Source organism: Streptomyces sp. NPDC093598, from assembly GCF_044764825.1.
In the GTDB taxonomy this organism is placed as follows: domain Bacteria; phylum Actinomycetota; class Actinomycetes; order Streptomycetales; family Streptomycetaceae; genus Streptomyces.
The window spans coordinates 23870-44243 of sequence record NZ_JBIWIV010000004.1 but is presented as its reverse complement, the minus strand read 5'-3'; the positions used below and the strand labels follow the sequence as shown (position 1 = coordinate 44243).

The 20374-nt window shown below is 72.2% G+C and carries 20 protein-coding genes; 15 read left to right on the top strand and 5 right to left on the bottom strand.

Annotation, left to right across the window (positions count from 1 at the left end):
• Positions 1–7: 7 nt before the first annotated feature.
• From ACIRDU_RS15400 to ACIRDU_RS15390, 3 genes are all read left to right on the top strand, one after another.
• Positions 8–1066 (top strand): ABC transporter ATP-binding protein, encoded by a 1059-nt coding sequence (locus ACIRDU_RS15400; RefSeq protein ID WP_403579133.1) that lies wholly within the window; start codon positions 8–10, stop codon positions 1064–1066.
• The gene (locus ACIRDU_RS15395; protein WP_403579130.1) at positions 1059–2207 is read left to right on the top strand and encodes an ABC transporter ATP-binding protein; all 1149 of its coding nucleotides are present in this window, start codon (positions 1059–1061) and stop codon (positions 2205–2207) included. The genes ACIRDU_RS15400 and ACIRDU_RS15395 overlap by 8 nt, the downstream gene beginning before the upstream one ends.
• 77 nt (positions 2208–2284) lie before the next feature.
• Complete coding sequence (locus ACIRDU_RS15390; protein ID WP_403579128.1) at positions 2285–2701, top strand: VOC family protein; 417 nt, start codon at positions 2285–2287, stop codon at positions 2699–2701.
• A gap of 122 nt (positions 2702–2823) precedes the next feature.
• Here ACIRDU_RS15390 and ACIRDU_RS15385 read toward each other — a convergent pair whose 3' ends face one another.
• A complete protein-coding gene (locus ACIRDU_RS15385; protein ID WP_403579125.1) occupies positions 2824–4947 on the bottom strand; it encodes a prolyl oligopeptidase family serine peptidase in 2124 nt (707 codons plus the stop codon).
• Positions 4948–5124: 177 nt separating this feature from the next.
• Between ACIRDU_RS15385 and ACIRDU_RS15380 the strand changes: the two genes are divergently transcribed.
• The 8 genes from ACIRDU_RS15380 (at position 5125) to ACIRDU_RS15345 (ending at position 12851) form a co-directional block, all read left to right on the top strand.
• Positions 5125–5319, top strand: a complete 195-nt coding sequence (locus ACIRDU_RS15380; RefSeq protein ID WP_031103282.1) for a hypothetical protein — start codon at positions 5125–5127, stop codon at positions 5317–5319.
• 28 nt (positions 5320–5347) lie between these two features.
• A complete protein-coding gene (gene mshB, locus ACIRDU_RS15375; RefSeq protein WP_403579122.1) occupies positions 5348–6250 on the top strand; it encodes an N-acetyl-1-D-myo-inositol-2-amino-2-deoxy-alpha-D-glucopyranoside deacetylase in 903 nt (300 codons plus the stop codon).
• A complete protein-coding gene (locus tag ACIRDU_RS15370; protein WP_403579120.1) occupies positions 6247–6657 on the top strand; it encodes a DUF6113 family protein in 411 nt (136 codons plus the stop codon). Before mshB ends, ACIRDU_RS15370 begins: the two co-directional genes overlap by 4 nt.
• A gap of 156 nt (positions 6658–6813) precedes the next feature.
• Positions 6814–9285, top strand: a complete 2472-nt coding sequence (locus tag ACIRDU_RS15365) for a hypothetical protein (RefSeq protein ID WP_403579117.1) — start codon at positions 6814–6816, stop codon at positions 9283–9285.
• A gap of 143 nt (positions 9286–9428) precedes the next feature.
• The gene (locus ACIRDU_RS15360) at positions 9429–10340 is read left to right on the top strand and encodes an ABC transporter ATP-binding protein (RefSeq protein WP_403579114.1); all 912 of its coding nucleotides are present in this window, start codon (positions 9429–9431) and stop codon (positions 10338–10340) included.
• On the top strand, positions 10337–11077 hold the full coding sequence (locus ACIRDU_RS15355; RefSeq protein WP_403579112.1) for an ABC transporter permease: 741 nt from the start codon (positions 10337–10339) through the stop codon (positions 11075–11077). The genes ACIRDU_RS15360 and ACIRDU_RS15355 overlap by 4 nt, the downstream gene beginning before the upstream one ends.
• Positions 11074–12240, top strand: coding sequence for a sensor histidine kinase (locus ACIRDU_RS15350; RefSeq protein WP_403579109.1), 1167 nt, complete (start codon positions 11074–11076; stop codon positions 12238–12240). Before ACIRDU_RS15355 ends, ACIRDU_RS15350 begins: the two co-directional genes overlap by 4 nt.
• Positions 12237–12851 carry a response regulator transcription factor gene (locus ACIRDU_RS15345; RefSeq protein ID WP_403579106.1) on the top strand — a complete coding sequence of 205 codons (615 nt, stop codon included), beginning with the start codon at positions 12237–12239 and terminating at the stop codon, positions 12849–12851. Before ACIRDU_RS15350 ends, ACIRDU_RS15345 begins: the two co-directional genes overlap by 4 nt.
• A gap of 23 nt (positions 12852–12874) precedes the next feature.
• Here the strand turns inward: ACIRDU_RS15345 and ACIRDU_RS15340 are convergent, their stop codons facing one another.
• Positions 12875–13726 (bottom strand): tetratricopeptide repeat protein, encoded by an 852-nt coding sequence (locus ACIRDU_RS15340; protein WP_403579104.1) that lies wholly within the window; start codon positions 13724–13726, stop codon positions 12875–12877.
• A 30-nt stretch (positions 13727–13756) separates the two neighbouring features.
• Positions 13757–14764: a GNAT family N-acetyltransferase gene (locus ACIRDU_RS15335; RefSeq protein ID WP_403579101.1), complete on the bottom strand. Its 1008-nt coding sequence runs from the start codon at positions 14762–14764 to the stop codon at positions 13757–13759.
• A 140-nt stretch (positions 14765–14904) separates the two neighbouring features.
• Between ACIRDU_RS15335 and fdxA the strand changes: the two genes are divergently transcribed.
• Together fdxA and ACIRDU_RS15325 are read left to right on the top strand one after the other, a co-directional pair.
• Positions 14905–15225 carry a ferredoxin gene (fdxA, locus tag ACIRDU_RS15330; protein ID WP_003973842.1) on the top strand — a complete coding sequence of 107 codons (321 nt, stop codon included), beginning with the start codon at positions 14905–14907 and terminating at the stop codon, positions 15223–15225.
• Between the two features lie 121 nt (positions 15226–15346).
• Positions 15347–16438, top strand: a complete 1092-nt coding sequence (locus tag ACIRDU_RS15325) for a bifunctional succinyldiaminopimelate transaminase/glutamate-prephenate aminotransferase (protein WP_403579098.1) — start codon at positions 15347–15349, stop codon at positions 16436–16438.
• 74 nt (positions 16439–16512) lie between these two features.
• Here ACIRDU_RS15325 and ACIRDU_RS15320 read toward each other — a convergent pair whose 3' ends face one another.
• Complete coding sequence (locus ACIRDU_RS15320; protein WP_403579096.1) at positions 16513–16959, bottom strand: ATP-binding protein; 447 nt, start codon at positions 16957–16959, stop codon at positions 16513–16515.
• 342 nt (positions 16960–17301) lie between these two features.
• Positions 17302–18282 carry a heavy metal transporter gene (locus ACIRDU_RS15315; protein ID WP_403579093.1) on the bottom strand — a complete coding sequence of 327 codons (981 nt, stop codon included), beginning with the start codon at positions 18280–18282 and terminating at the stop codon, positions 17302–17304.
• Between the two features lie 86 nt (positions 18283–18368).
• Here ACIRDU_RS15315 and dapE point away from each other — a divergent pair, with 86 nt between their 5' ends.
• Both dapE and ACIRDU_RS15305 read left to right on the top strand, forming a co-directional pair.
• Positions 18369–19448: a succinyl-diaminopimelate desuccinylase gene (gene dapE, locus ACIRDU_RS15310; protein ID WP_403579091.1), complete on the top strand. Its 1080-nt coding sequence runs from the start codon at positions 18369–18371 to the stop codon at positions 19446–19448.
• A gap of 119 nt (positions 19449–19567) precedes the next feature.
• Positions 19568–20326 carry a TIGR00730 family Rossman fold protein gene (locus ACIRDU_RS15305; RefSeq protein WP_403579088.1) on the top strand — a complete coding sequence of 253 codons (759 nt, stop codon included), beginning with the start codon at positions 19568–19570 and terminating at the stop codon, positions 20324–20326.
• Positions 20327–20374: the final 48 nt, after the last annotated feature.

Sequence of the window (20374 nt, the reverse complement as noted above, 5' to 3'; positions counted from 1 at the left end):
GGCGTACATGACCATCATCGATGAAGTGTCCGAGAGTCCCGCCCCGGGCGGCTCCGAGGGCCAAGGCCGCCCCCTGCTCGAAGTCCGCGACCTGCACGTGGAGTTCCGCACCCGCGACGGTGTCGCCAAGGCCGTCAACGGCGTCAACTACTCCGTCTCCGCGGGCGAGACGCTCGCCGTGCTCGGCGAGTCCGGCTCCGGCAAGTCCGTCACCGCCCAGGCCATCATGGGCATCCTCGACATGCCGCCCGGCCGCATCCCCAAGGGAGAGATCCTCTTCCGTGGCCAGGACATGTTGAAGATGTCCAACGAAGAGCGCCGGAAGATCCGCGGTCGCAAGATCGCGATGATCTTCCAGGACGCGCTGTCCTCGCTCAACCCGGTACTCTCCGTGGGCTACCAGCTCGGCGAGATGTTCCGCGTCCACCAGGGCATGTCCAAGAAGGACGCCAAGGCCAAGGCGATCGAGCTGATGGACCGCGTGAAGATCCCGGCCGCCAAGGAGCGCGTCGGCGACTACCCGCACCAGTTCTCGGGCGGTATGCGCCAGCGCATCATGATCGCGATGGCGCTCGCCCTGGAGCCGGACCTGATCATCGCCGACGAGCCCACCACGGCCCTCGACGTGACCGTCCAGGCCCAGGTCATGGACCTGCTCGCGGACTTGCAGCGCGAGTACAACATGGGCCTCATCCTGATCACCCACGACCTCGGCGTGGTGGCCGACGTCGCTGACAAGATCGCGGTGATGTACGCCGGCCGGATCGTGGAGACCGCGCCCGTGCACGAGTTGTACAAGCGCCCCGCGCACCCGTACACCAAGGGTCTGCTGCACTCGATCCCGCGCCTGGACCAGAAGGGCCAGGAGCTGTACGCGATCAAGGGGCTGCCGCCCAACCTGCTGCGCATCCCGTCCGGTTGCGCCTTCAACCCGCGCTGCCCCCAGGCCCAGGACGTCTGCCGTACGGACGTTCCGGCACTGCACCCGATCACCGAGCGGGACGGCACGGAGCTGGCCGGTCGCGGATCGGCCTGCCACTTCTGGAAGGAGACGATCCATGGCTGAGCTCAGCAAGACCGACGAGCCGCAGGACGCCACGCCGAACGTCTCCGAGGTCGAGGTCGTCGACGCCCGCACCGAGTCGGAGGCGGTCGCCGCGATCGAGGCGCCGGCCGAGCGGGGCGAGCCGATCCTTCAGGTGCGCAACCTGGTGAAGCACTTCCCGCTCACCCAGGGCGTCCTCTTCAAGAAGCAGATCGGGGCCGTCAAGGCGGTCGACGGTATCTCCTTCGACCTCTACCAGGGCGAGACGCTCGGCATCGTGGGCGAGTCCGGCTGTGGCAAGTCCACGGTCGCCAAGCTGCTGATGATGCTGGAGAAGGCGACCGCGGGCGAGATCTTCTACAAGGGCCAGGACATCACCAAGCTGTCCGGGCGGGCGCTGAAGGCGGTCCGGCGGAACATCCAGATGGTGTTCCAGGACCCTTACACCTCGCTCAACCCCCGGATGACGGTGGGCGACATCATCGGCGAGACCTTCGAGATCCACCCCGAGGTGGCCCCGAAGGGCGACCGCCGCCGCAAGGTCCAGGAGCTGCTGGACGTCGTCGGTCTCAACCCGGAGTACATCCACCGCTACCCGCACCAGTTCTCGGGCGGTCAGCGTCAGCGCATCGGCATCGCCCGCGGCCTCGCGCTCAACCCCGAGATCATCATCTGCGACGAGCCGGTCTCCGCTCTGGACGTGTCCGTCCAAGCGCAGGTCATCAACCTGATGGAGAAGCTTCAGGACGAGTTCAACCTCTCCTACCTCTTCATCGCGCACGACCTGTCGATCGTCCGGCACATCTCGGACCGGGTCGGGGTCATGTACCTCGGCAAGATGGCCGAGATCGGCACGGACACGGAGATCTACGACCACCCGACGCATCCCTACACCCAGGCGCTGCTGTCGGCCGTCCCGGTCCCCGACCCGGAGTCGCGCGAGGGCCGCGAGCGGATCATCCTCACCGGTGACGTCCCCTCCCCGGCCAACCCGCCCTCGGGCTGCCGCTTCCGCACCCGCTGCTGGAAGGCGCAGGACAAGTGCGCCGAGGAGATCCCGCTCCTGGCCATCCCCGAGCGCTTCCAGGGCGAGGACACCCCGGCGGCCCACGAGTCGGCCTGCCACTTCGCGGAGGAGAAGGACGTGGTCCACGCGGCCTGACCCGCCGATAGGACGTCCGCACCGGTTCCCGGCACCCCTCTGGAGAGGTGCCGGGAACCGCCGTTCGAGGATCCGGGATGCTGCATCACGTCGAACTGTGGGTTCCCGACCTGCCGCGGGCGGTCGTCGCGTGGGGCTGGCTCCTCGGCCGCCTCGGCTACCACCCGTACCAGGACTGGGGACACGGCCGCAGCTGGCGGCTCGGCCCGACGTACCTCGTCGTCGAGCAGTCGTCGGCGATGAGCGCGGCGGAGCACGAGCGCACGCGGCCGGGGCTCAACCACCTCGCGTTTCACGCGGGACCACCCGCGCGGGTCGACGCGCTGGCCGCCGAGGCTCCCGCCCACGGCTGGTCGCCTCTCTTTCCCGACCGCTACCCCCACGCCGGAGGCCCCGAGCACTACGCGGCCTATCTCGCGAACAGCGACGGCTTCGAGGCGGAACTCGTGGCATCCGAGGCCGGCGGCCCCGCGAACCCCCGCCAACTGCGTTAACACGCAAGCAACTTCGCTGACCCGGTTCCGATATACGGACGCGTCAGGCTGGTCAGCGTACGGCCGTGCGGGTGCCGTAGACGGGCCGGGACGCCCCAGGGCGGCCCGGCCCGTTGCCGTGTTCAGACGGTCGTGATGCCCAGGGAGCGCTTCAGGAAGTCGACCTGGAGGAGGAGCAGGTTCTCGGCGACCTGTTCCTGCGGGGTGATGTGGGTGACGCCGGACAGCGGCAGCACCTCGTGGGGGCGGCCGGCGGCGAGCAGGGCCGAGGACAGGCGCAGGGCGTGGGCGACCACGACGTTGTCGTCGGCGAGGCCGTGCACGACCATCAGGGGGCGGTGCGGCTCGGCGGGGGAGGACAGGCCGTCCGCGGTGACCAGGGAGCTCTTGGTGTACGACTCCGGGTGCTCCGCCGGGGTGCCCAGGTAACGCTCGGTGTAGTGGGTGTCGTACAGGGCCCAGTCCGTCACCGGCGCGCCCGCGACGCCCGCGTGGAAGACGTCCGGGCGGCGCAGGACGGCGAGGCCCGCCAGCCAGCCGCCGTAGGACCAGCCGCGGATCGCCACCCGGGACAGGTCCAGGGGGTAGCGCTTCGCGAGGTCCTCCAGCGCCTCCACCTGGTCGTCCAGCGACAGCGTGAAGTCGTGGTGGATCGCCTTCTCCCAGGCGGGGGAGCGGCCCGGCGTGCCGCGGCCGTCCGCGACGATCACCGCGAAGCCCTGGTCCGCGAACCACTGCGACGTGAGATGGGCGTTGTGCGCGGCGACCACCCGCTGGCCGTGCGGGCCTCCGTAGGGGTCCATGAGCACCGGCAGGGGGGTGTCACCGTCGTAGTCCCGAGGCATAAGCACGGCGCACGGGACACGGCGTGCGCCCCCCTCGGTGAGCGTCACGCGGGGGGACATACCAGGATCTTCGGCGTACGAGGGGACAGTCCTGGTCGGTTTTCCGTCGCGCAGGACCTGCACCCGCGAACCTGGCCGGTTCAGCGTCGCCGACACCAGGACCGTCACCTCCCCGGCCCGCACCGCCGCGTGCACGCCCGGCTCCTGCGACACCCGCTCCACGCCCAGCTCGTTCACCCGGTACACATGCACCTGGCCCGTCTCGGCGTCACCGGCCTCCGCCCCCGCCGACGCCGAGATCAGCACGTCGTGCTCGGAGACGTCCAGCACGGCCCGGACATGCATCTGCGCTCCCGTGAGCGGCCGTTCCCCGACCGCCAGCACCCGCGCACCGCCCTCGTCGGCGATCCGCACCAGCTGCCCGGAGGGGCTCCAGCACGGCACCCCGGGGAAAAGATCAAGCCATGTTCGATCTTCGTCGGCGTGCACCATCCGCGTCGCGCCCGTGTCCGGATCCGCGGCCAGGATCAGCTGACTGCGCTGGTCGCGCGCCTGCACGAGCAACAGTGGCGCGCCCGCCGCTGACCAGTGGACATGCGCCAGATACGGGTACCGCGCCCGGTCCCAGACGACCTCCGTACGCAGCCCGTCCAGACCGATCACGAACAGCCGCACCTCCGCGTTGTCCGTGCCCGCCGCCGGATACGGCACCCGCTGCGGCTCCCTTTCCGGATGCGCGGGGTCGGCGATCCACCACCGCCGCACCGGCGTGTCGTCCACGCGCGCCATGAGCAGCCGGTCCGACTCCGGAGCCCACCAGAAGCCCCGCGAACGCCCCATCTCCTCGGCCGCGATGAACTCGGCCAGTCCGTACGAGACATTCTCCGACTCCGGCTCGGCGAGCGCCCGGTCACCCTCTCCCTCGGCGCCCACCACGCGCAGGGCGCCCCGCGCGACGTAGGCGACGTGCCGCCCGTCGGGCGACGGACGCGGGTCGATCACCGGCCCGGGCGCGGGCAGCTCACGCGCCGTCCCGGCCCGCAGTTCGGCTGCGAAAAGCCGCCCTGACAAGGTGAAAGAGGCCAGTTCGACGGCCGTGTCGGTGGCGTATCCGACGATGCCGGCCCCGCCCTCACGGCTGCGTTCGCGCCGGGCCCGTTCCTCGGGCGAGAGGTCCTCCGAGGCGCCGCCCAGCAGGGCGTGCGGGTCGGCCGCGACGCGCTCCCCGCCCTCCTCCGGGTCGAGGACCCAGAGCGAATTCGCCCGGTCCGTACCGGAACCGGAGCGCAGGAACACGACACGTGAACCGTCGGGCGCCACGGTGAACGAACGCGGCGCGCCGAGCGTGAAGCGCTGGGTGCGGGCGTGCCGTCGGGGGAAGGAGTGAGGCTCGGTCGTCATGCCCTGACCATATTGGCCATGCGCCCCCTTGTGCGGCCGTGCGCCGATCGATGCGCGCAGACGGATAGTTATGATCAATGTCGCATAGTGGGTATGAACCTGCTGGCTGCTGTACGGATTTGATGCCCCCATAGTCCGACCCCCCGCGCCCTTGTGGATCTTTGGAGGTGAGCCGCCGTGGCACTCTCGATTTCGGCGGTGGTGCTGCTGGCGATCATCGTCTTCCTGCTCGTCAAGAAGTCGGGGCTGAAGGCGGGGCATGCGATCGTCTGCATGCTGCTCGGCTTCTACCTCGCCTCCTCGACCGTCGCTCCCACGATCAACGAGCTGACGACGAACATCGCGGGCATGATCGGCAGCATCAAGTTCTGACCGTCGGGGGACCTCGTAGGGTGGTCCCATGACGGAACTGCCCTCCCCCGAGCTCTCCGAGCAGGGGGGACCCCCACCTCGCTCCGCGAGGCGTCTGCTGCTGGTGCACGCGCACCCGGACGACGAGTCGATCAACAACGGCGCGACCATGGCCAGGTACGCGGCCGAGGGTGCCCACGTCACCCTGGTCACCTGCACCCTGGGCGAGCGCGGCGAGGTCATCCCGCCCGAGCTCGCGCATCTGACGGGTGTCGCTCTGGGGCAGCACCGCCGCCGTGAGCTCGCCGCCGCCATGGCCGAGCTCGGCGTCCAGGACGTCCGCCTGCTCGGCGGCGCCGGGCGCTACAGCGACTCCGGGATGATGGGCCTGCCCGACAACGACGACCCCGGCTGCTTCTGGCAGGCCGACGTCGACGAGGCCGCCGCGCACCTCGTCGAGGTGATCCGCGAGGTCCGCCCCCAGGTCCTCGTCACCTACGACGACAACGGCGGCTACGGCCACCCCGACCACATCCAGGCCCACCGCGTCGCGATGCGCGCCGCGGAACTGTCCGCCGACGCCGGCCTGCCGATCCCCAAGATCTACTGGAACCGGGTCCCCCGGCCGGTTGTGGAGGAGTCCTTCGCCCGGCTCCGGGAGGAGCTGCCCCGTACGCCGTTCACCAAGGCGGCCGATGTCGACGACGTCCCGGGTGTGGTGGCCGAGGAGCGGATCACCACCGTCGTCGACGGCACCGCCCACGCCGCCGCCAAGGCCGCCGCGATGCGCGCCCACGCCACCCAGATCACCGTGGCCGGGCCGTACTTCGTGCTGTCCAACGAACTGGCCCAGCCGATCCTCACGACCGAGTACTACGAGCTGGTGCGGGGCGAGCGGGGCCCCGGCGAGCGGGAGACCGACCTGTTCGCCGGTGTCGAGGAGGCCTCATGAGCGACCGGACGTCGATGCTCGCCCAGCCGGTGCGGCCGCCCTCCGCCGGGCGGGTCGGTGCCTGCCTGGGGTTCTTCGTGCTCGGCGCCATGGTCGGCGTGGCCGGGGCGCTGGTGCAGCCCGGGTGGTTCCCGGGCGGCCTGCTGCTCGCTCTCGCCGGTGAGGCCGGAGCCGTCCTGGGAGCGTCACGCGTCACGCGTGGGCGGGCCGGGGGCGTCGCGGCCGCCGCCGGCTGGATGCTCGCCGTCATCCTGCTCACCGCCAGCCGCCCCGAGGGCGACTTCCTCTTCGCCGCGGGAAGCGGCTCCTATCTCTTCCTGCTCGGGGGTATCGCCGTGGCTGTGATCTGCGCCACCCTCGCCCCGGGGCGGCAACCGGACGGCGACCCCGTCCGACTTGCCAAGTGACGTACCACTTCGCCGGAACACGCCGGTGGGGGTCCGGTGTGAGTTTCCCCAACGGTCCTGGGATACGGGTGAGAAGTGGCCAGTATGGTGGTGCGCGCCGCCGAGCCGCCCGCGTGAGGTTGTGTCGGGCGGCGGAGCCAACCGGGAGAACCTGCCTTGAGTCGTGAAACTGACACTCCGTCCTCCGGGCCCAACGGGCGCGGCGGAGCCGCCTACCCGTCGGGTACGCCGCCGTACGGGACCCCGACGGTCTCTGAGGCCGGTACGGACGCGGGCCGTTCCGCCACGCGGCCGGAGGAACGCAAGACCGAGACCACGCTGACGACCCGGATCCGGATCAACATCCCCGGGTCGCGGCCGATTCCGCCGGTCGTGGTGCGCAAGCCCGTCGCGGAAGCGGAGGGCCCGGCCGACACGGACACGCGCGGTGAGGCGTCGACGGCGCCGGGCACCGCTCCGTCCCCGTCCCCGGTCGAGCCTCCCGCCGAGCCCGGGCAGCCGGGCGACGACAAGCCGGCCAGCGACTGGTTCGCGCCCCGCAAGTCCGGCGGAGGCAAGGGCGGCCCGGGCGGCGGCTCCACCAACGGGGCCGGGCTGCCGGGCGGTTCGGCTCCGACGCCGGGCGGCCCTGCTGCCGGGGCGCCGGGTTCCGGTGTGTCCGGTGGAGGTTCCGGTGGTGCGCGGCCGGGTGCCGGGCGGCCCGGGGGCGTTGTCGGCTCCATGGGCGCGCCGGGCGGCTCCCGGTCCGGCGGTACGAACGGCGCCGGGCTCCCGGGCGGCGCGACCGGCGGCCCCGTCGCACCCGGGCACGGCGGCGGCACCGGCTCCTTCGACGTCACCGAGGCTTTGGCGGCGGGCCCGCTGGGCAACGGCTCGCGTACCGCCCCGGGCGGCGGCGAACCGCGCCGGGACGACCTGCCGTACTTCAACGAGAACGGACAGGGCGGTTACGACGGTCGGAACGGCGGCCCGAACGCTGCCGACGGCTTCGGCGAGACCGGCGCGCACGGCGGCCCCGGACCCCAGGGCCCGGCCGGCCCGACGGGCGGACCGGTCACCGGCGACGGCCCGATGGTGCCGCCGGCCGGCGGACCGGGCGGCTTCAACGCACCCGGCGGACCGGGTGGCCCGGGCGCGTTCAACGCACCGGGCGGCCCGGGTGGCCCTGGCGCCTTCAACGCCCCCGGCGGACCTGGCGGCTTCGACGGACCTGGCAGGCCTGGTGGCCCCGAGGCCTTCAACGAGCCCGGCCGGTCCGGCGGCCCTGGCGGCCCTGGAGCCCCCGGTGCCTTCAACGACCCCGGCAGGCCCGGAGGCCCCGGCGCACCCGCCGGCCCCGGACCCATGGGCGGCGTCCCCGGCGGCCCCGCGGGCCCGGGCTCCCAGCGCGGTGCCACCGCTCCCGGCGCCGCAGGCCCCGGCCCCGGTGGTGGGATGAGCGACGACACCGCCATCCTCACCCCGCAGAAGCCGGCCCCCGAACCGACGGACGGCCAGGGCTACGGCCCCCGGCACGACAACGTCTCCGGGCACACGGTCACCAGCGGCATCCCCGTCGTGCCGCCCGGCGCGGCCTCGCCGTTCGGCCCGGGCGCGCCCGGAGACGGCCCGGTGCCCCACACGGCCCCGAAGCTGCCCGAGCCGGTCTCCCCGCCCCCGGCGAGCTCCTCCAAGGCGCCGAAGAAGAAGGGGCGCAGCAAGCTCGTGCTGCTCGTCGCCGGCGTGGTCGTGCTCGCCGGTGGCGTCTACGGCGCGGGCCTGCTGATGAACCGCACGGACGTGCCCAAGGGCACCACCGTGCTCGGCGTCGACATCGGCGGCACCACCCGCGACGGCGCGGTCAGGAAGCTCGACGAGGCCTTCGACGCCCGCGTCGGCAAGGAGCTGAAGCTGTCGGTGGGCGGCAGGACCGTCGCGCTCGACCCTGACAACGCGGGCCTGCAGTTCGACATGGACGCCACAGCCGACGCGGCGGCGAAGAGCGACTACAACCCGGTCTCCGTGATCGGCTCGCTCTTCGGCAACCACCGGACCGTCACGCCCGTCATGCCCGTCGACGAGGAGAAGCTGCACGCCTCCCTGGAGGACGCGGCAGGCGGCTCCGGCGCCTCTACCGACGGCACGATCGAGTTCAAGGGCGGCAAGGCCGTCCCCGTGTACGGCAAGGTGGGCAAGGGCATCGACCTCGCCAAGGCGACGACGACGGTGGAGGAGGCGTACCGCACCCAGGTGGAGACCGGCACGGCCGGCACGGTGAACCTCCCGACCACCACCCGGCAGCCGACCGTCTCGAACGCCGAGGTCGACCGGGTGCTGAAGGACTTCGCCCAGCCCGCGATGTCGGCCAAGGCCATCGTGCAGACCGACCCGGCGCACAGCATCCCGTTCGGCGCGTTGTCCCTGCCGAAGATCCTGAGCTTCAAGGCCGTCGACGGCAAGCTCGTGGACACGTACAACCTCAAGGCGCTCCAGGAGGCGTACGGCACGACCTTCGACGGCGTGCAGATCGAGGGCGCGAGCGGCAAGCGGGACGTCACCCCGCAGGACGTCGTCACGGCGCTGCGCAAGGCCCTGCGCGGCAAGACGCCCGCGGAGCGCGTCGGAGTCATCGACACCAAGCCGAACTGACCTCCGGCCCTACGCCGCACGAGAGCCCCTGCCCGGTGAGGACAGGGGCTCTCGTCGTCACCCCACAGGCATGACACCTGTCATGCGGTACTCCGGACGCCCGGCACTGCCCCCGCCCGCACCCCCGAAGCCACGATGGCCGTATGACAACGACAGCCTCGGTGGTCGCGTTCGACCAGGTGAGCAAGGCGTACGACGCCGTCCGGGCCGTGGACGGGCTGACCCTGACCCTCCGCCCGGGCGAGAGGGTCGCGCTGCTCGGCCCCAACGGTGCTGGCAAGTCGACCACCCTCGACCTGCTCCTCGGCCTCAAGAAGCCCGACAGCGGTACGGTCCGCCTCTTCGGCACCAGCCCGCGGGAGGCCATCGTCGCCGGGCGCGTGGGCGCCATGCTGCAGAGCGGCGGCCTCATGGACGAGGTCACGGTCGCCGAACTCGTGCGGCTCGCCTGCGACCTGCACCCGAAGCCGTACCGGCCCTCCGAGGTGCTGTCCCGCGCGGGCATCGAGCAGATCGCCGGCCGCAAGGTCAACAAGCTCTCCGGAGGCCAGGCCCAGCGCGTCCGCTTCGCCCTGGCCACCGCCGGAGACAGCGACCTCATCGTCCTGGACGAGCCCACCACCGGCATGGACGTCACCACCCGGCAGGCCTTCTGGGCCACCATGCGCGAGCAGGCCGACCAGGGCCGGACCGTCCTCTTCGCCACCCACCACCTCGAAGAGGCCGACGCCGTCGCCGACCGGGTCCTCGTGCTGCACCGCGGCCGCCTCCTGGCCGACGGCACGGCCGCCCAGATCAAGGCCAGGGCGGGCGCCCGCCGCGTCTCCTTCGACGTGGACGGAGCCATCGACGAACCGGCCCTGCGCGCCCTGCCCTTCCTGACCGGGATCGACATCTCCGGCCGGACCGTACGCATCCAGTCCGCCGACGCCGACGCCACCGTCCACGCCCTCTACGGCCTCGGCGTCCACCCCCGCAACCTCGAAGTCGCCGGACTCGGCCTGGAGCAGGCCTTCGTCGCCATCACCGCCGCCGAGGAGGCGAAGTCGAAGTGAACAGCCTGATCAAGCTGGAACTCACCCGCGCCCTGCGCAACCGCAAGTTCCTGTTCTTCTCCGTGATCTACCCGTCGGTGCTGTTCCTGATCATCGCGGGCAACGCCGACACCACCACGAAGGTCCCCGGCACCGGCCTGACCCTCCCGACGTACATGATGGTCTCCATGGCGTCCTTCGGCGCCCTCACGGCCGTCCTCATGGGCAACAGCGAGCGCATCGCCAAGGAGCGCGAGGGCGGCTGGGTGCGGCAACTGCGCCTGACCACGCTGCCGGGCCGCGGCTACGTCCTCGCCAAGACCGCGAGCGCCGCCGTCGTCAGCCTGCCGTCCATCGTCATCGTCTTCGCCGTCGCGGCGGCCGTGAAGGACGTACGCCTGGACGCCTGGCAGTGGCTCGCCCTCACCGGCGCGATCTGGGCCGGCAGCCTCGTCTTCGCGGCGCTCGGCGTCGCCCTCGGCTACCTCGCCAGCGGCGACGCGGTCCGCCCGATCACGATGATCACCTACTTCGGCCTGTCCATGCTCGGCGGCCTGTGGATGCCCACGACGACCTTCCCTGACTGGCTCCAGGACATCGCGAAGTGGCTGCCCACACACGCGTACGCTGCCCTGGGGCAGGCCATCGAGCAGAGCCGCGCCCCGCACGTCCAGGACCTCGCCGTCCTCGTGGTGTCGTTCGTCCTGTTCGCGGGCGCCGCGGCCTGGCTGTACCGGAAGGACACCCTGAAGGCGTGAGCGGCGTCGGGTTCGGGATCGGGCAGCGTCCGGTGAACCGCAGGCAGCGGGTGGTGAAGTCGCTGTGGACCGGCATCTGGCTGGTCTACCTCGGCGCACCCGTCTCCGACCTGCTGCACGGCGGCCACAGCACGGGCGTGCGCATCCTCGGCTGGCTCGGCCTGGCCGCGTTCGTCGCCTGGTACATGGTGCTGGTCTTCCGCACCGGCCGCGGTGAGCGCAACGCCCTGGTGCTCGGTTCCCTCGGCGTCCTGGCGGCCCAGTCCACGCTCCTCGCCCTCACCCTGGGGCGCCAGTGGCTGGTGCTGTTCGTGTACGTCGCGATCGCGTCCGGCGCGGCCCTGCCGCCGCGCTTGGCCCGCTGGACGATCCCGGCCACGTGCGCGCTGCTGACGGCCGTCGCGCTCGCGGCCCAGGACGGTGTCTCCTACCTGGGCGGTCTCCTCATCCCCTCCCTGCTCGGCGGCTTCGCCATGACCGGCGTACGCGAACTCGTCCGTACGACCATCGCCCTGCGCGAGGCCCGCGCCACCGTCGCCCAGCTCGCCGCCAACGAGGAACGCCTGCGCCTGGCCAGGGACCTGCACGACCTGCTCGGCCACTCGCTCTCCCTGATCACCCTCAAGAGCGAGCTGGCCGGGCGGATGCTGCCCGGCCATCCCGACAAGGCGGCCCGGCAGGTCGCCGACATCGAGCAGGTCAGCCGCCAGGCCCTCGTCGACGTACGCGCGGCCGTCACCGGCTACCGCCGCCCCCGCCTGAACGCCGAACTCGCCGGTGCCCGGGTCGCCCTGACCGCGGCCGGCGTCATCGCCGAACTCCCCGCCGAACCGGGCCTCGCCGGTGTGCCCGAGGAGAGCGAGTCCGCCCTCGCCTGGGCGCTGCGCGAGGCGGTCACCAACGTCGTACGGCACAGCGGCGCCCGCCGCTGCACGGTCGAGCTGCTGCGCCGCCAGACCCTCGACGGCCCGGTGCTGGAACTCACCGTCGAGGACAACGGCTCGGGCGGCAAGGGCACCGGCCACGGAAACGGCCTCGCGGGCCTCACCGAACGCCTCACCAAGGCCGGCGGCACCCTGGAGGCGGGCCCGGTCAGACACGGCTTCCGCCTGGTCGCCCGCGTGCCGACGGCCGGTCCGGCGGACGTAGGATCCCCGGCATGAGCCGCACGATCAAGGTCCTGCTCGCCGAGGACCAGTCGATGGTCCGCGAGGCCCTGGCCGCCCTGCTCGGCCTGGAGGAGGACATCGAGGTCGTCGCCCAGGTGGCCCGCGGCGACGAGGTCGTTCAGGCGGCCCGGGCACACGCCGTGGACGTGGCCCTCCTGGACATCGAGATGCCCGGCGCGACGGGCATAGAGGCCGCGGCCCGCCTCCACGCGGAACTCCCGGCGGTGAAGCTGGTCATCCTCACCACCTTCGGCCGCCCCGGCCACCTGCGCAGCGCCATGGAGTCCGGCGCCGACGCCTTCCTGGTCAAGGACGCCCCGGCCGCCCAGCTCGCCGAGGCGATCCGCAAGGTCCTCACCGGTGAACATGTCATCGACCCCACCCTCGCGGCGGCGGCCCTGGCGGAAGGCGCCAACCCGCTGACCGGCCGGGAGCGAGAGGTCCTCCGGGCAGCCGCCGACGGCTCCACCAACGCCGAACTGGCAGCGTCCCTGCACCTGTCCCCGGGCACGGTCCGCAACTACCTCTCCACGGCGATCCAGAAACTGGCGGTGAGGAACCGAGCGGAGGCGGTCCGGGTGGCACGGGACAAGGGCTGGTTGTAGGGCCGACCTTGTGTGGCAGAAGCTCAGTTGAGCATCGCCCGGGCCGCGAGAGCCTCCCCCCGCACCCGCTCCGCCGCGGACTCGTCCACCGCCTCCACCACCTCCGCGTAGGCCTCCAACTCCAGCGCCCCGCCCAGGAACTCCCCCCGCTGAACGAGCAACTGCGCCCGCTCGTACCGCAACCGAGCCGGACGCGACGGCAGCAGCAACGACAACTCGACCGCCCACAACGCGACATCCGACCGCTCGGGACGGGCCGCGGCCCACGCCCGCACGTTGTTCAGAATCCGCAGCACCACCTCCAGCGGATCCGCCGGCCGCAGCATCGCCGGATCCAGCCGCGCGCCCGTCGCCCCGGCCACCAGCAACTCCGCATCGGTCCCGCTCAGCACCCGACCCCCGTCGAACGGATCCGCGAGCACCTGCCCCTCCTCGGGCCCGAACCCGACCACGAAGTGCCCCGGCAGGGCGACCCCGTACACGGGCGCTCCCGCCCGCCGGGCCACCTCCAGCCACACCACGGACAACAGGATGGGCAGCCCCCTGCGTCGCACCAGCACCTCGTGCAGCAGCGAGGACTCCAGGCGCTGGTAGTCGGCCGGGGTGCCGTGGAACCCCATCCGCTCACCGAGCAGCTCCCGTAGGGCGACCGCCCAGGCCCGCGGCCCGCCGGGCCGGTACGGCAGCAGCCCGGCCAGCCGGTCCAGCTCGACCTGCGCGGCGTCCAGGCCCGCATCGTCCAGCTCCCCGTCCGCCTCCGCGCCCATCAGCAGGCACAGCGTCGACAGATCGGGCCGCTCGGACCGGGCCTCTTCGGCGAACCGCCGCCGCAGCTCGGCGGAACGTTCGGGGGGCGGGGGATACGGGGGACGCATGGCTGGCTCGTGCCCTCTCACGACGATCGGTCACCGGCCGGTGCGGCCGGCGTCCGGCGCCCGGTAGTGGTGGTAGGCGTGGTGCGCGGCGAAGCCCATCCCGGCGTACAGCGCCCGCGCTCCCGCGTTGTCGGCCTCCACCTGGAGCCACGCGGCCGACGCGCCCTCGTCGAGCGCCTGCCGGGCCAGCGCGGCCATCACGGCCGTGCCCAGCCCCTGCCGCCGCAGCGCCGGATCGACCTCGACGGCGGCGAACCCGGCCCACCGCCCGTCGACGACACACCGCCCGATGGCGGCCGGCCCCGCCGGCCCGGGCACACTCGCGAACCACACCGACGGCCCGCTCCGGAGCACCCGCAGGGCCACCTCGCTCACGCCCTTGCGCTGATACCGGGCCAGCCACCCCTCGCCGGCCTCCCGGGACAGCACGACCCCCGCCGGATCACCCCGGTCGGCGATCGGCGCCAGCGGCCCGGCCCACAGCTCGGCGGTCACCTCCCGCTGCCAGCCCCGCTCCTCCAGCTCGGCGCAGAGCAGCTCCTGCGTGCCCTCGGCGCCCGTCGCGGTCTGGACGTAGGCGGGCAGGCCGCGCTCCCCGTACCACCGCCGTACGGCGTCGAGCGCCTCGTCGAGCGGCAGGCCCGGCGCGCCCAGCGGCAGCACCGAGTTGGCCCGCCGCGTGAACCCGGACGCGGCCCGCAGCTCCCACTGCCCGAGCCGCTCGCTCTCGACGGGCCGCCAGGCCCGCGCGGCGACCCGGGCCAGCTCCTCGTAGGAGGCGGCCGGACCGCGGCGACGCGCCGGTGCGGAGGGCACGGCCTTGCCCGCGACCAGCGCGGATTCCGCGATACGGACGCTCTCGCCACTCTTGCGTGTGATCAGCAGCACACCGTTGTCCCATGATGTGAGAACACCGACCGTGTCGGTGAACTTCTCACCCGGAGCCCCATGTTCGATCAAGCTCCGTACGGAGACCCGTTTGCCCACGTCAGCAGCGGTGATACGGACCTCGAGTCGCCCGGCGGCAGAGATTTCCACAGGTCAGTTCACCCCTCCTGTTCGGATCATGCCCAGGAACGGAGATACTAGGGGCGGGCATCGACGACGCCGCGCTCCCGCGCGCCAGGCGGCGGAGCCTGAGGAGGCCCGCCAGCGCCCTATCGAGGAGGAACGACAGCGTGACCTACGTCATCGCGCAGCCTTGTGTCGACGTCAAGGACAAGGCGTGCATCGAGGAGTGCCCGGTCGACTGCATCTACGAGGGCCAGCGGTCCTTGTACATCCACCCGGACGAATGCGTCGACTGTGGTGCCTGTGAGCCGGTCTGCCCGGTCGAGGCGATCTTCTACGAGGACGACACTCCCGAGGAGTGGAAGGACTACTACAAGGCGAACGTCGAGTTCTTCGACGAGCTCGGTTCGCCCGGCGGAGCCAGCAAGCTGGGGCTGATCGAGCGCGACCACCCCTTCGTCGCCGCGCTGCCGCCGCAGAACCAGTAAGAGCGGCCCGCAGCAGCGCCGCCTCGGTCCCGTACGGCCCGATCAGCCCGCTGATCGCCGTACGGGGCCGAGGCGTTTGCCGTAGCCCGGCTCGTACGTGCCAGAAAGTGAGCCAGAAACCGTGTCCGCAGTCTCCGACCGCCTCCCCACGTTCCCCTGGGACAAGCTGACCCCGTACAAGGCCACGGCCGCCGCCCACCCGGACGGCATCGTCGACCTGTCCGTCGGCACCCCGGTCGACCCGGTCCCCGAGCTGATCCAGAAAGCGCTGGTGGCCGCGGCCGACTCGCCGGGCTATCCGACCGTGTGGGGCACGCCCGAGCTGCGCGACGCGATCACCGGCTGGGTCGAGCGCCGCCTCGGCGCCCGGGAGGTCACCCACCGCCACGTGCTGCCGATCGTCGGCTCCAAGGAACTCGTCGCCTGGCTCCCGACCCAGCTGGGCCTCGGCCCCGGCGACCGGGTCGCCTACCCGCGCCTGGCCTACCCGACGTACGAGGTCGGCGCCCGGCTGGCGCGCGCCGAGCACGAGGCTTACGACGACCCGACGGAGCTGGACCCCGAGGGCCTGAAGCTGCTCTGGCTGAACTCCCCGTCCAACCCCACGGGCAAGGTGCTCTCCAAGGAGGAGCTGACCCGGATCGTCGGCTGGGCCCGCTCGCACGGCATCCTGCTCTTCTCCGACGAGTGCTACCTGGAGCTGGGCTGGGAGGCCGACCCGGTCTCGGTGCTGCACCCGGACGTCAACGGCGGCTCGTACGACGGCATCATCTCCGTCCACTCCCTCTCCAAGCGCTCGAACCTCGCGGGCTACCGCGCGGCCTTCCTGGCCGGTGACCCGGCGGTCCTCGGCCCGCTCCTGGAGATCCGCAAGCACGGCGGCATGATGACGTCGGCTCCGACGCAGGCGGCGGTGATCGCGGCCCTCGGCGACGACGACCACGTGCGCGTCCAGCGCGAGCGTTACGCGTCCCGCCGCGAGCTCCTGCGCGAGGCCCTCGTCACCCACGGCTTCCGCATCGAGCACAGCGAGGCCAGCCTCTACCTGTGGGCCACGAGGGGCGAGTCCTGCTGGGACACGGTCGCCCACCTCGCGGAACGCGGCATCCTCGTCGCACCGGGTGACTTCTACGGTCCGGCGGGCGCGGAGTTCGTCCGCGTGGCGCTGACGGCGACGGACGAGAGGGTGGCCGCGGCGGTACGGCGTCTGTGACCCCCGCCGCGGTGAGCGCATACCGAAGGGGTCCAGGGAAGCTCCCTGGACCCCTTCGGCCGTCGCCCTCGGCGTCAGCCGATCGGCAGGCCCTTCGTCGGCAGGGTGCCCGTGGACGGCACGCCACCCTTCGCCACGGAGTCCGTCGGCAGACCGCCCTTGGCCGAACCAGCGGCCTCGCCGACGAGCTGCCCGGCGGAGCCCGCCGCCTCACCGGCCATCTTCTGGGCGACGGGCGTGGCCTTCTTGACCGTCTTGCCGCCGAGCTTGCCCGCGGCCGGCACCGCCTTCTTGACGGTCTTGCTGCCGGTGTCACCCGCGGCCTTGGTGGCGTCCGTCGCCGCGCCGTCGACGGTCTTGCCGACGTTCGCCCCGTCCAGGGCGGTCAGCCCGCCGAGGTTCGGGTTGGCCGGCAGCTCGGGGGCCGCACTGGCGGAGCCGGCCGCACCGACCCCGGCAGCCGCTCCCGCAGCGACGATCAGCGCGGCACGGGCGATCCGGCGGGTCAGGGGGAGGGACATGGTGCTCCTTCGACGGGAGAGAACAGAGGTTCGTGAAGTGTCCGAACGGCACCGGGAGTTGATCGGCTGGCTGTGATCGCCCCGGCTCGGACGCAGTGACTACCGCTTGAAACCCCCGAAAGTTGCGGCGCCGCAACGTAAAGAGTTGGTAATGCGTCGCATAATCGGCTGCGGACAAACGGGCAAAAAGGTCGCCGCCCGAAAGCCCGCCGAATCCTTCCAGCCCTGTGCGCCCAAGGGTTTTCCGGAGTTTCCGGGTGAGGGCACGAAAACCTGCGCACGCCGTCGGGGCCGAGTCGCACGGCTCATCCCGAAGGGTGAGTTCCCGTACCCCTGCGCGATCTAGCGCATCGTGACAATACGGACAGCGTCCGCGTCACGTTCGGCACCCGCGGTGCCCTTCTCCGCGGCGCCGCGCCATGCGCCGACGGTGTTTCCGGCGACCCACTCCCGCCCCGCGTAGGTGACGCGCGCGATGTGCAGCTCGGAGGCGTTGGCCACGGCCCAGTGCGCCAGCTGCCAGCCGCGCTGGTCCAGGCTCCGCCCGCCCGCGGGACTGGTGTCGGCGGTCACCGGCAGGGTCACGGTCCGCCCGCCGGTCCCGCCCGTAGTGCTCGGGGACGGCGTCGGTGCGGCCGTCGACGAGCCGCTCACCTCGGCACCGGCCGGCTCCAGCACATCCCGCCCGAAGTCCCGCACGAGCGCGGCACGCACCCCGTCCGGTCCCGAGGCCCGGGTCGCGGCCGGGCGGCCCTCACAGCTCAGCGTGGCAGCGGACTGCCCCGTGAGGGCCGCGGCGAGCAGCGCCGCGTCCGGCTCGTGCTTGGCGTAGGCCTGCGGGAAACCGCTGCGCTGGACCCGCTGCGCGGCGACGGTGAGCGGCAGCCGGGTGTAGCCGGGCACCTTGACCAGATGGTCGTAGAACTCACCGGCCGAGTACGTGGGGTCCATGATCTCCTTCGGCGTTCCCCAGCCCTGCGAGGGCCGCTGCTGGAACAGGCCGAGGGAGTCCCGGTCACCGTGCTTGATGTTGCGCAGGGCCGACTCCTGCAGCGCGGTCGCCAGCGCGATGGTCACGGCCCGCTCGGGCAGACCGCGCGCGGTGCCCACGGCGGTGATCGTCGCCGCGTTCACCGCCTGCTCGGGCGTGAACTCGTACGACGCCCCGTCGCCGTCGCCGGAGACGACCTTGCAGCCCGGTCCGCCCGAGCCCCCGGTGACGTACTGCACGACGAGGTAACCGGCGACCGCGAGCAGGGCCACGAAGGCGGCCCCGCATCGGAAGAGGCGGCCACGACGCTTGGGAGTAGACGACTCTGGCACGCCGTACAAGGTACTGGAGAGTACGGAGTGGCATGAGCAGGGTGTGGACAGTGAGGCCCACAGGCCGGCGCGTTAGGGTCGACGACATGGCCGACACCTCGCTTGACCTCACGCTGGACGCCGCGGAGCTCACCGCCCGGCTCGTCGACTTCCGCTCCGAGAGCGGCACCGAGAAGCCCCTGGCCGACGCGATCGAGGCCGCGCTGCGCGCGCTGCCCCACCTGGCGGTCGACCGGTACGGCAACAACGTCGTGGCCCGCACGAACCTGGGCCGCACGGAGCGGGTGATCCTGGCCGGCCACATCGACACCGTCCCGATCGCGGACAACGTTCCCTCCCGGCTCGACGAGGACGGAGTCCTGTGGGGCTGCGGCACCTGCGACATGAAGTCGGGCGTGGCGGTCCAGCTGCGCATCGCGGCCACGATCCCGGCCCCCAATCGCGACCTGACGTTCGTCTTCTACGACAACGAGGAGGTCGCCGCGGAGCTGAACGGCCTCAAGCACGTCTCCGAGACGCACCCCGAGTGGCTGGAGGGCGACTTCGCGGTGCTCCTGGAACCGTCGGACGGCCAGGTCGAGGGCGGCTGCCAGGGCACGCTGCGGGTGCTGCTGAAGACCACGGGCGAACGGGCCCACTCGGCGCGCGGCTGGATGGGCTCCAACGCGATCCACGCCGCGGCCCCGATCCTCGCCCGCCTGGCCTCCTACGAACCCCGCCGGCCGGTCATCGACGGCCTGGAGTACCGCGAGGGCCTCAACGCCGTGGGCATCAGCGGGGGAGTGGCCGGCAACGTGATCCCCGACGAGTGCGTCGTCACCGTGAACTTCCGCTACGCGCCCGACCGCACGCCCGAGGAGGCCGTCGCCCACGTCCGGGAGGTCTTCGCGGACTGCGGGGTCGAGGAGTTCGAGGTCGTCGACCACAGCGGCGCGGCGATGCCGGGCCTGTCCCATCCGGCGGCCAAGGCCTTCATCGAGGCGGTCGGCGGCACCCCGATGCCGAAGTACGGCTGGACGGACGTCTCCCGCTTCTCCGCGCTCGGCGTCCCGGCGGTCAACTACGGCCCGGGCAACCCCCTCCTGGCGCACAAGCGGGACGAGCGCGTGGAGATCGCCAAGATCCTCGCGGGCGAGGAACGCCTGAGGAACTGGCTGACCGCCTGACCCCGCCGGGACGCCCTCGTGTTTACGGCGCTCCATCGCGGACATGCTCACGTCCCTCGTTCGTAACCCGCGTAGATCTACGCTGAGGTGGAAAGACAGGCACGACGGAGGGAGCGCACATGGCGACCGGCAACCCCGAGGGGAAGAAGCAGCCGCCGGACGAACAGCGCCTGGGCCCGGTCCTCCGCAGGCGGGATCAGGTGCAGGCCAGCACCACGGACCAGCGGCTGTTGGACGAGCGTGCCCCCTCCGACTGGGTCCACACCGACCCGTGGCGGGTGCTGCGCATCCAGTCGGAGTTCATCGAGGGCTTCGGCGCGCTGGCCGAGCTGCCGCCCGCGATCAGTGTGTTCGGCTCGGCGCGGACCCCGGTCGACTCACCCGAGTACGAGGCGGGCGTCCGGCTGGGCCGGGGCCTGGTGGACGCGGGCTTCGCCGTCATCACGGGCGGCGGCCCGGGCGCGATGGAGGCGGCCAACAAGGGAGCCCTGGAGGCGAAGGGCGTCTCGGTCGGCCTCGGCATCGAGCTGCCGTTCGAGCAGGGGCTCAACCCGTACGTCGACATCGGCCTCAACTTCCGCTACTTCTTCGTGCGGAAGATGATGTTCGTCAAGTACGCGCAGGGCTTCGTCGTCCTGCCCGGCGGTCTCGGCACCCTCGACGAGCTCTTCGAGGCCCTCACCCTCGTCCAGACGCAGAAGGTCACGCGCTTCCCGATCGTCCTCTTCGGCAGCGACTACTGGGGCGGCCTGGTCGACTGGCTCCGCGACACGGTGATCGCCCAGGGCAAGGCGGCGGAGAAGGACCTGCTGCTGTTCCACGTGACGGACGACGTGGACGAGGCGGTGGCATTGGTGTCGAAGGAGGCGGGCCGCTAGAGGGCCCCTCCGGGCACAGGACGGGGTCCGGGGCGGGGCCCGGACCCC

Excerpts from the sequence above, each read along its gene's own strand:
- ACIRDU_RS15305 (WP_403579088.1), top strand. The coding sequence starts at position 19,568 with ATGGCGACCGGCAACCCCGAGGGGAAGAAGCAGCCGCCGGACGAACAG.
- ACIRDU_RS15340 (WP_403579104.1), bottom strand. The coding sequence starts at position 13,726 with ATGCGTCCCCCGTATCCCCCGCCCCCCGAACGTTCCGCCGAGCTGCGG.
- ACIRDU_RS15345 (WP_403579106.1), top strand. The coding sequence starts at position 12,237 with ATGAGCCGCACGATCAAGGTCCTGCTCGCCGAGGACCAGTCGATGGTC.
- ACIRDU_RS15360 (WP_403579114.1), top strand. The coding sequence starts at position 9,429 with ATGACAACGACAGCCTCGGTGGTCGCGTTCGACCAGGTGAGCAAGGCG.
- ACIRDU_RS15390 (WP_403579128.1), top strand. The coding sequence starts at position 2,285 with ATGCTGCATCACGTCGAACTGTGGGTTCCCGACCTGCCGCGGGCGGTC.
- dapE (WP_403579091.1), top strand. The coding sequence starts at position 18,369 with ATGGCCGACACCTCGCTTGACCTCACGCTGGACGCCGCGGAGCTCACC.
- mshB (WP_403579122.1), top strand. The coding sequence starts at position 5,348 with ATGACGGAACTGCCCTCCCCCGAGCTCTCCGAGCAGGGGGGACCCCCA.
- ACIRDU_RS15400 (WP_403579133.1), top strand. The coding sequence starts at position 8 with ATGACCATCATCGATGAAGTGTCCGAGAGTCCCGCCCCGGGCGGCTCC.
- ACIRDU_RS15320 (WP_403579096.1), bottom strand. The coding sequence starts at position 16,959 with ATGTCCCTCCCCCTGACCCGCCGGATCGCCCGTGCCGCGCTGATCGTC.
- ACIRDU_RS15370 (WP_403579120.1), top strand. The coding sequence starts at position 6,247 with ATGAGCGACCGGACGTCGATGCTCGCCCAGCCGGTGCGGCCGCCCTCC.
- ACIRDU_RS15385 (WP_403579125.1), bottom strand. The coding sequence starts at position 4,947 with ATGACGACCGAGCCTCACTCCTTCCCCCGACGGCACGCCCGCACCCAG.
- ACIRDU_RS15395 (WP_403579130.1), top strand. The coding sequence starts at position 1,059 with ATGGCTGAGCTCAGCAAGACCGACGAGCCGCAGGACGCCACGCCGAAC.